This window comes from Brevundimonas sp. (assembly GCF_036399195.1).
In the GTDB taxonomy this organism is placed as follows: Bacteria; Pseudomonadota; Alphaproteobacteria; order Caulobacterales; family Caulobacteraceae; genus Brevundimonas.
Genome location: NZ_DASWNO010000173.1, coordinates 1 through 8285, shown reverse-complemented (window position 1 = coordinate 8285; position 8285 = coordinate 1). Strand labels below are relative to the sequence as shown.

General features: G+C 69.0%; 8 protein-coding genes. 5 read left to right on the top strand and 3 right to left on the bottom strand.

The window, feature by feature from the left end; genetic code table 11:
- Nucleotides 1-33: 33 nt before the first annotated feature.
- Nucleotides 34-2829, bottom strand: a complete 2796-nt coding sequence (locus VGB60_RS08155) for a pitrilysin family protein (protein ID WP_331037771.1) — start codon at nucleotides 2827-2829, stop codon at nucleotides 34-36.
- A gap of 247 nt (nucleotides 2830-3076) precedes the next feature.
- Here VGB60_RS08155 and VGB60_RS08150 point away from each other — a divergent pair, with 247 nt between their 5' ends.
- The 5 genes from VGB60_RS08150 (at nucleotide 3077) to VGB60_RS08130 (ending at nucleotide 7369) form a co-directional block, all read left to right on the top strand.
- Nucleotides 3077-4342 (top strand): type III PLP-dependent enzyme, encoded by a 1266-nt coding sequence (locus tag VGB60_RS08150; protein WP_331037770.1) that lies wholly within the window; start codon nucleotides 3077-3079, stop codon nucleotides 4340-4342.
- 114 nt (nucleotides 4343-4456) lie between these two features.
- Complete coding sequence (locus VGB60_RS08145) at nucleotides 4457-5524, top strand: 1,9-bis(guanidino)-5-aza-nonane synthase (RefSeq protein WP_331037769.1); 1068 nt, start codon at nucleotides 4457-4459, stop codon at nucleotides 5522-5524.
- Nucleotides 5525-5632: 108 nt separating this feature from the next.
- Nucleotides 5633-5977 carry a ribonuclease gene (locus tag VGB60_RS08140; protein WP_331037768.1) on the top strand — a complete coding sequence of 115 codons (345 nt, stop codon included), beginning with the start codon at nucleotides 5633-5635 and terminating at the stop codon, nucleotides 5975-5977.
- Nucleotides 5978-6086: 109 nt separating this feature from the next.
- Nucleotides 6087-6596: a hypothetical protein gene (locus VGB60_RS08135; RefSeq protein WP_331037767.1), complete on the top strand. Its 510-nt coding sequence runs from the start codon at nucleotides 6087-6089 to the stop codon at nucleotides 6594-6596.
- A complete protein-coding gene (locus VGB60_RS08130; RefSeq protein WP_331037766.1) occupies nucleotides 6593-7369 on the top strand; it encodes a PA-phosphatase in 777 nt (258 codons plus the stop codon). The genes VGB60_RS08135 and VGB60_RS08130 overlap by 4 nt, the downstream gene beginning before the upstream one ends.
- On the opposite strand, the gene aguB is transcribed toward VGB60_RS08130, so the two are convergent.
- Nucleotides 7336-8205, bottom strand: coding sequence for an N-carbamoylputrescine amidase (aguB, locus tag VGB60_RS08125; protein WP_331037765.1), 870 nt, complete (start codon nucleotides 8203-8205; stop codon nucleotides 7336-7338). The genes VGB60_RS08130 and aguB overlap by 34 nt on opposite strands.
- Nucleotides 8205-8285 (bottom strand): hypothetical protein (locus VGB60_RS08120; RefSeq protein WP_331037772.1); only part of this gene is annotated, 81 nt, incomplete at its 5' end. The genes aguB and VGB60_RS08120, both read right to left, overlap by 1 nt.

Genomic DNA, 8285 nt, shown 5'->3' with positions numbered 1-8285 from the left:
GCCGTCCAGCGGAACGGCGTCGGCGCGGCGCGGCTACTGCGCGGTCCGGACCTCGACCGGCAGACCGAGGCTTTCCAGCTGGGGACGCACCACGGAGGCGTCGCCGACCACCACCCAGATGAAGTCCGGCGCGGTCATCACACGGCGGGCTTCGGCGTCCAGCGCCTCGGTGGTCATTGCCTCGTAACGCGGAGCCAGCGTCTCCCAGTAATTGTCGGGCCGACCGTACAGCGCGTTGGTGCGCAGGGCGTTCAGGATGTTCGCCGAGCTCTCGAAGCTGCCCGGCAGCTGCCCGATGTTGCCCTTGACGATCCGCTCGCGCTCGAAGGCGGTGACGCCGCGGTCGGTCAGGAAGCCTCGGTACTGGTCCATCAGGGCGGCGATCGATTCGCCCGTCCGGTTGGCCTGCACAGGCGCGTTGATCCGGTACGGCGTGGCGCCTTCCAGCAGCGTGAGGGCTCCGTTCACACCGTACGACCAGCCGCGGGTCTCGCGGATGTCCTGATTGATGCGCGACAGGAAGCCGGAGCCGATCGCCTCGTTGGCGGCGGTCACGGCCACGAGGTCGTCCTGACCCGTGACCGGCAGCACGCGGCCGCCCAGGATCAGGGACTGGGGGGATTGCGGACGATCGATCAGGACGACGCGGGGCTGGAGCGCCGGCACGGCCGCGCGCAGATTCTTCACGCCTCGGGCGGCCGCGGGCGCTGTCCAGGCGCTGAGCCGCGCCTCGAGCAGAGGCTGCAGTTCCTCCAGCGGGCGGTCGGACACGATGAACAGCTGGGCGTTGTCGGGCCGGATCCAGGCCTGATGGAAACCGGTAAGGTCCGCGCGGTCGAGCCCGCTGACCGCGGCCGCGACGCCGGTTCCCAGTCCGCTGCGCCCATAGGGGTGCTCCGGCCCGTACAGCAGCGCTGGAAGCGCCCGCGCGCCGATCCCGTTCGGCGAAGACAGCTCCTGCGCGATGGCGGCGAGCTGCTGATTGCGGCGGCGTTCGATGTCCGCCTCGCGGAAGGCCGGATTGCGCAGCACATCGACGAGAAGATCGAGCGCCGGCTCCAGATTGGCCGTCGGCGCGGTCAGGGCCACCGTGGTGCGGTCCGTCGAGGCGAACGCGTTGAGGGTCGCGCCCAGCCGTTCTCTCTCCTCGGCTATCTGCAGCGCCGTCTTGCTCGTCGTGCCCTCGGTCAGCAGGTCGAGCATCAGCCGTTGCGTCCCGGGCGCATCGGCCGGGTCGGCGGCGATGCCGGCGTTGAAGTCGATCGCGGCTCGGGTGATCGGGACCGTGGTCGAACGGGCGTAGATCACCTCCATGCCGTTGGACAGCCGGGCGCGCTGAACGTCGGGAAAGTCGAGCGGCTTCATGGGCCCCACAGGCGGCATCGGCTCACGCGGCGTGATGGGCAGCGGCTCCGCGGGCTGCGGCGGCGGCCGGTTGTCGGCCGCCTCGGCGTAGGCTTCCCGTTCGCCGGGATCGACCCGGGTGGCCAGGACCGGCCGGGTCAGCCAGCGCTGCATGACCGCCTTGACCGATGCGGGCGTCACCGCGCTCAAGGCGGACATCTGGCGGCGGTAGAAGCCAGGGTCGTCGGCGTAGAGCTCGCCCTCGGCCAGAACCACCGCCTTGCCGCCGAAGCCGCCGACCGGCTCGAGCGCCTGCATACGGCCCGACAGGCTGGTGGCGACGGTGCGGGCGATCTCGTCCTCGGTCGGACCGTTGGCGATGTAGTCCGCGATCAGCTGGTCGAGCCGCTGCGAAACCGCGTCGGCGTCCTGTCCGGGCTTCACGTCGACCGTGACCTGGAACATGCCCAGACGGTGGAAGGACTGATAGCCGGTCCCCACCGACGTCGCGGTCTGGTCCCCGCGGACCAGCGCGCTGTCGAGCCGCGAACTCGCCAATCCGCCGAGAATGGCGGCCGCGACCTGAAGATCGGCGGCGGAGGCGTCCATCATGCCGGGCACGGTCCAGCTGCGGTACAGGCGGGTGTTGGGCGCCCGGTCGTGCATCAGCTGGTCGACGCGCGCCGGCAGCGTCGGGATATCGGCCTGCGCCGGCTCGTTCACGGCGCCGCGCGGGATGTGGCCGAAATACTGCTGCGCCTTGCGACGCGCGGTCGGCACATCGATGTCGCCCGCCAGCACCAGAACCGCATTGTTCGGTCCATAGTTCTCACGGTGCCAGCGGCGCAGGTCCTCGAGGCTGGCGGCGTCGAGATCGGCCATCGAGCCAATGGTGGAGTGGCGATACGGGTGGCCCGGCGGGAAGAGGGCTTCCAGCTGGGCGTAGTAGACAAGGCCGAACGGCTGGTTGTCGCCCTGCCGCTTCTCGTTCTGGACGACGCCCCGCTGGTTATCCAGCCGCTCCTGGCTCAGCGCGCCGAGCAGGTGGCCCATGCGGTCGCTCTCCATGTAGAGCGCCTGATCGAGGGCCGAGGTGGGGACCGTCTGGAAAAAATTGGTGCGGTCGAACCAGGTGGTGCCGTTCCAGTCGGTCGCGCCCATGGCCCGCAACGGCTCCATCAGCCCGCCGGGTACGTTCTCGGTCGGATTGAACAGGCCGATGTGCTCGAACAGGTGGGCAAAGCCGGTGCGGCCCTCGGGTTCGTCCTTGGAGCCGACATTGTACCAGGCGTGGACCGCCACCACGGGCGCCTTGCGGTCGGTGTGGACGACGACCCTCAGGCCGTTGTCGAGCGTGAACTCCTCGAACGGAATGTCGACGCTGCGCGCGAGGACGGAGGCTGGCGCGGGGCCGGCGCCCTGGGCCTGAGCCTGGAAGGGCGTGGCGACGAGAAAGACGGCGGCGAGTAGAGCGGCGCGGCGCATGACGGGGTCCCCCAAAGGATACGGCGGCGAGACGGTAGCAGCGGCGGGAGGGGCGGCAAGTTAAGGCTCTGTCACCTTGCAGCCCCGCCTCATCCCCGTTCGCGGGGCAAAGGCAAGCCCCGCCTGGAAAAAACCGCTTTACATGACGGGGCTTAACCCTCATATCGCGCCTTCCGGCGGACCCCGTGGTCTAACGTTGCGCTGCTAACGCCGGTCTGGGTTTAACAATTACAGGGGTTTACGTGAATTGCGCACGTATCCATTTCCCCTGGACCTGGTCCGCGAGCGGTCCCCTGAACGTCCCGTCGCACTCGTGCGGCCGCGTGCAGTCTCCGTAGCGGCGCGCTGGTTCCAGGATAATCTGAACGCCGACGTCTTCTATGCGGTGAAGGCCAATCCCTCGCGTTGGGTCATCGAGACCCTCGTCGAGGCGGGAGTCACCGGCTTCGACGTCGCCTCGCTCGCCGAGATCGAACTGGTCCGTTCGGTCAGCGCCGACGCGCGTCTGGCCTTCATGCACCCGGTCAAGAGCCGCGGCGCCATCACCCGCGCCTATTTCGACCACGGCGTCCGGACCTTCTCGCTCGACAGCCATGACGAGCTGAAGAAGATCGTCGAGGCCACGGGCGGAGCGACCGACCTGAACCTGCTGGTCCGCATGACGGTCTCGGCCGACGGCGCGGCCTACTCTCTGTCGGGCAAGTTCGGCGTGTCGCCGGATCAGGCGCCTTCGCTGCTGCTGGCCACGCGTCAGGCGGTGGTCGACGGCCTGATGGGGGTGTGCTTCCACGTCGGTTCGCAGTGCATGCGCCCGTCCGCCTATGAGGCCGCCATGGCCCAGGTCGGCCGCGCCATCACCCGCGCCGGCGTGATCGTTGACATCGTCGATGTCGGCGGCGGGTTCCCTTCGGTCTATCCGGGCATGGTCCCGCCGGACATGAGCGAATACGCCGACGCCATCCATCGCGGTTTCGCCGAGATGCCGGTCACTCACACCACCGAACTGTGGTGCGAGCCCGGCCGTGCGCTGGTCGCCGAGTCATCCTCGGTCCTGTGCCGGGTCGACCTGCGCAAGGGCGACGCCCTGTATCTGAACGACGGGTCGTACGGCTCCCTGTTCGACGCGACGCACTCGCGCTGGCCCTTCCCGACCAAACTGGTCCGGGACGGCGCGAGCTCGAACGAGCTGAGGCCCTTCCGCTTCTACGGCCCAACCTGCGACTCGATCGACCACATGCCAGGCCCGTTCTGGCTGCCGGCCGACGTGCAGGAGGGCGACTTCATCGAGATCGGCATGCTCGGCGCCTACGGCGTCGCCATGTCGACCGGCTTCAACGGCTATGGCGAGCACGACATCGCCGCGGTCGAAGACGCCCCGATGGCTTCGCTGTACGGCCTCGCCCCGCGCTCTATCCCGACCGTGCGCACCACGGCCGAGGAGACGGCCCGCAAGGTGGTTCGCCTGTCGCGTCCCAAGGGCAAGGCCGGCCAGCGGAAGCAACGCCGCCGTTAAATCGTCACTCCCGCGTTGTAGACGCCGGATTTCCAACCAGCAGCGGCCCGTCGCTCCGTCCGGGCCGCTGTTCTTCTTGACGACGGGCGCTCACCTGTAAGGGAAACCAAACCGATGAACGCTCCCAATCACGACAAGATCGGGCAATCCAACCAGAAGGCCCAGCTGCTCCAGAACGTCGTGGAGCATGTCGACATCACCAGCTTCGACGCCCGTCCGATCATCGATTCGATGCGGAAGATGTCCTTCAGCTCGCGCGACACCGCCCGGGCCGCCGACATCTTCAACATGGCCATCGAGGACAAGGACTGCTCGCCGTGGCTGATCCTGGCCGGCTCGACCTCGGCAGGCGGCTGCATGCACGTCTACCGCGACATGGTGAAATTCGGCATGATCGACGCCGTGGTCGCCACCGGCGCCTCGATCGTCGACATGGATTTCTTCGAGGCTCTCGGCTTCAAACACTACCAGGCCGCCGGCGAGGTCGACGATAATGTCCTGCGCGACAACTACATCGACCGGATCTACGACACCTATATCGACGAGGAAGAGCTCCAGGCCTGCGACCACACCATCCTGGAGATCTGCAACCGGCTCGAGCCGCGCGGCTATTCCTCGCGCGAGTTCATCTGGGAAATGGGCAAGTGGCTGAGCGAGGGCAACGCCAAGAAGGAAGGCAGCCTGATCCAGACCGCCTATGAAGAAGGCGTGCCGATCTTCTGCCCGGCCTTCGTCGACAGCTCGGCGGGCTTCGGTCTGGTCAAGCACCAGAAGGAGCGGATAGCCGAGGGCAAGCCGTATCTGATGATCGACGCGGTGGCGGACTTCCGCGAACTGACCGACATCAAGATCGCAGCGGGCGTCACGGGCCTTTTCATGGTCGGCGGCGGCGTGCCGAAGAATTTCGCGCAGGACACCGTCGTCTGCGCGGAGATCCTCGGCATCGAGGCCGAGATGCACCGCTATGCGGTCCAGATCACGGTGGCCGACGTGCGCGACGGCGCCTGCTCGTCCTCGACGCTCAAGGAAGCCGCCAGCTGGGGCAAGGTGCAGACCACGCACGAGCAGATGGTCTTCGCCGAAGCCACGACGGTGGTGCCGCTGATCGGTTCGCACGCCTATCACCGCGGCGCCTGGAAGAACCGGGAGAAGCGCCGCTGGGCCAAGCTGTTCGGCAAATAAGCCCGGCGGAAATCGCGAACGACGGAAGGGCCGGGATTTCGATCCCGGCTCTTTTCCGTTCTGGAACCGCGTCCCGCGTCGCTCGCTATGTCGGCGAAGGAGGACGACATGAGCGAGACCCGGACCGAGGACGCCCGCGAGGCGGAAGCCATGGGCGAGAAGCCTGACCTGGGCCAGCGCGCCGACGCCCTGACTGAGGCCCTGTCGGGCAGCGACATGGGCTCGGACACCCGCGCCGGCTCGCTTCAGGGCGGCGCCGCCCCGGGCTCCGAAGACGACCCGGACCAGGACTCGGTCAATGAGAACCTCGCGAGCGAGGGGATGACCGACGCCGACGCGCCGTCTCAGGCCGCCGCGACGGCCCAGGTGAACAACACCGGCGCGGACCTGCTCGGGCCCGGGGGCGATCCGGTGGAGGGCAAGCGCGGCGACGCCGACGCGGCGTCGGGCTGACGCCGCGTCATATCGCGCCTCGCCCGGGACGCGAACCCGCCTTGCCGCCGCCGCAGCCATGCTCCACCTTGGCCGCAACGATTAGAGTACCTTCGAGGACGATACGGGAATGAAGCGCACGATCGCGGCCGCCGCCATGACGGCGCTCCTCGCCGTGGCCGGGTGTGGACGGGATTCCGCCCCTGAATCCCCCGCCGCCAGGGACGCGGCCGCGGACGCCGCGGCCGCCGCGGCGCCCGCGGTCCCCGCCGCCGAGCGGGCGGCCTACCCCGAGCCGCCGCCCGTCAATCCGAGGCCGGCCGCTCCGGGCGCTCCCAGCTTCGCGGTCATTTATCCGGGAGGCACGCCGAGCGGGCCCGCGACCGTCGCGAAAGGCCCCAGCGGCCCGGGAGGCATCGTCCGCTTCACCACCCCGTCCTCGCCCGACGCGATCATCGACTACTACCGCCGCCTCGCTGAGCGGGACGGGCTGACCTCGGTGATGGCCATGAACCAGGGTGAGGCCCGCGCCTACGGCGCCGCGGCGGAGGACGGCAGCGGCAAGCTCCTGCGCGTGGTCGCGACCGCCACCTCAGAGGGCGGGGCCGACGTGCAGCTGGACTGGACCGCCGGAAAATGAGGCGGGCGGCCGCTCTGGCCGCCGTTTTCGCCGTAGCCGGCTGCGCGGGCGGCCCGCCCCCGCCGGTTACGACCCTCGGCTATCTGCACGCCGCGGACGATCAGACTTCGGCGCTGGAACCCGGCCAGCCCCTCGAGTCAGTGGAACCCTCTTTGTTTAACGACGTCCGCGCCGGCACGGACCGCTGGTGGCTGGCCGTCGCCCATGCCGAACTCCGCGCGCCCTTCGCCGCCCAGCATTTCGACTGCGCTTTGGGCACGAGATTGAACGAACAGCCGCGGCCGGCGCTCAGCCGCCTGATGAGCCGCCTTCTGGCGGACGCCGACAGGCTGACCCGGACCCTGGCCGCCGAACATCCCCGCCTCCGTCCCGTTGCGTCCATTCCCGGCCTTGAGCCGTGCCAGCGAGCGGATCAGGCGATGCGAACCAGCCCCTCATGGCCCGCGTCGGGCGCAGCGGCGGGCGCCCTCTATGGCGAACTGTTCTCCGAACTGGCCCCGGATCGGGCGGACGCCGTCCGGCGCATCGGTGAGGAGATCGGGCGCAGCCGCGCCATCTGCCGGATGAACTGGCCGTCGGACGTGACGGACGGTCAGGCGCTTGGGCGCAGCCTCTACGCCCGGATCGCGGCGGACCCCGCCTTCCGAGCCGATCTGGATGCGGCGCGAGAGGAGGTCAGGACCGCGCGGGCGGAGGGACTGACCAACCCCGGCTGCGCCGCCGAACGCCGGGCCCTGGCTCAGGCCGGGCGCGGGGCCGCCAGCGCGCCGTAGAGGTCCGTCCGCCGGTCGCGGAAGAAGCCCCAGGCCGCGCGATGGCGATCGATGTAGTCGAGGTCGAAGGCGTGGACGATCACGCCCTCCTCGTCGCGGCCGAGGCTCTCGACCAGATCGCCGCGATGATCGGCGATGAAGGACGAGCCGTAGAAGGTCTGGCCGACCTCGGTTGCGTGTTCGGTTCCGGTGCGGTTGGCGCCGATCACCGGCACCACGTTCGAGACCGCGTGCCCCTGCATGGCGCGGCGCCATGGCTCGGCGGTGTCCAGTTCCTTGTCGTGCGGCTCGGATCCGATGGCGGTCGGATAGAACAGCACCTCCGCGCCCTGCAGCATCATCGCCCGCGCCGTCTCCGGGTACCACTGGTCCCAGCAGATGCCGACGCCGACGCGGCCGTGGCGGGTGTCCCAGACCTTGAAGCCCGTGTCGCCCGGCCGGAAATAGTATTTCTCCTGATAGCCCGGACCGTCGGGGATGTGGCTCTTGCGATAGACGCCCAACGCGCGCCCGTCGGCGTCCAGCATGACCATCGAATTGAAATAGTGCGGCCCCTCCCGCTCGAAGATCGACACGGGAATGGCCACGCCGAGCTCCGCCGCCACCGGCTGCAGCGCCGTCAGGCACGGATGCTCGCGCCAGGGGTGGGCGGTGGCGAACCACTTCTCTTCTTGCGAAACGCAGAAGTACGGCCCCTGGAACAGCTCCGACGGCAGGATCACCTGCGCGCCTCTCGAGGCGGCCTCGCGGATCAGCTGTATGGTCTTGTCGATATTCGCCTGCAGGTCCTCGCCGTAGGCGGTCTGAAGGGCGGCGACGGAGATCGTGCGGACCATCAGGCGGGCTCCTGCTGGGAGATGCAGTGGAAGGATCCGCCGCCGGACAGGATGGCGAGGGACGGCAGGGCGATGATCTC

What these genes read in the sequence shown, in the direction of transcription:
- VGB60_RS08155 (WP_331037771.1), bottom strand. Translation starts at nt 2,829, where the DNA reads ATGCGCCGCGCCGCTCTACTCGCCGCCGTCTTTCTCGTCGCCACGCCC.
- VGB60_RS08140 (WP_331037768.1), top strand. Translation starts at nt 5,633, where the DNA reads ATGAGCGAGACCCGGACCGAGGACGCCCGCGAGGCGGAAGCCATGGGC.
- aguB (WP_331037765.1), bottom strand. Translation starts at nt 8,205, where the DNA reads ATGGTCCGCACGATCTCCGTCGCCGCCCTTCAGACCGCCTACGGCGAG.
- VGB60_RS08135 (WP_331037767.1), top strand. Translation starts at nt 6,087, where the DNA reads ATGAAGCGCACGATCGCGGCCGCCGCCATGACGGCGCTCCTCGCCGTG.
- VGB60_RS08130 (WP_331037766.1), top strand. Translation starts at nt 6,593, where the DNA reads ATGAGGCGGGCGGCCGCTCTGGCCGCCGTTTTCGCCGTAGCCGGCTGC.
- VGB60_RS08145 (WP_331037769.1), top strand. Translation starts at nt 4,457, where the DNA reads ATGAACGCTCCCAATCACGACAAGATCGGGCAATCCAACCAGAAGGCC.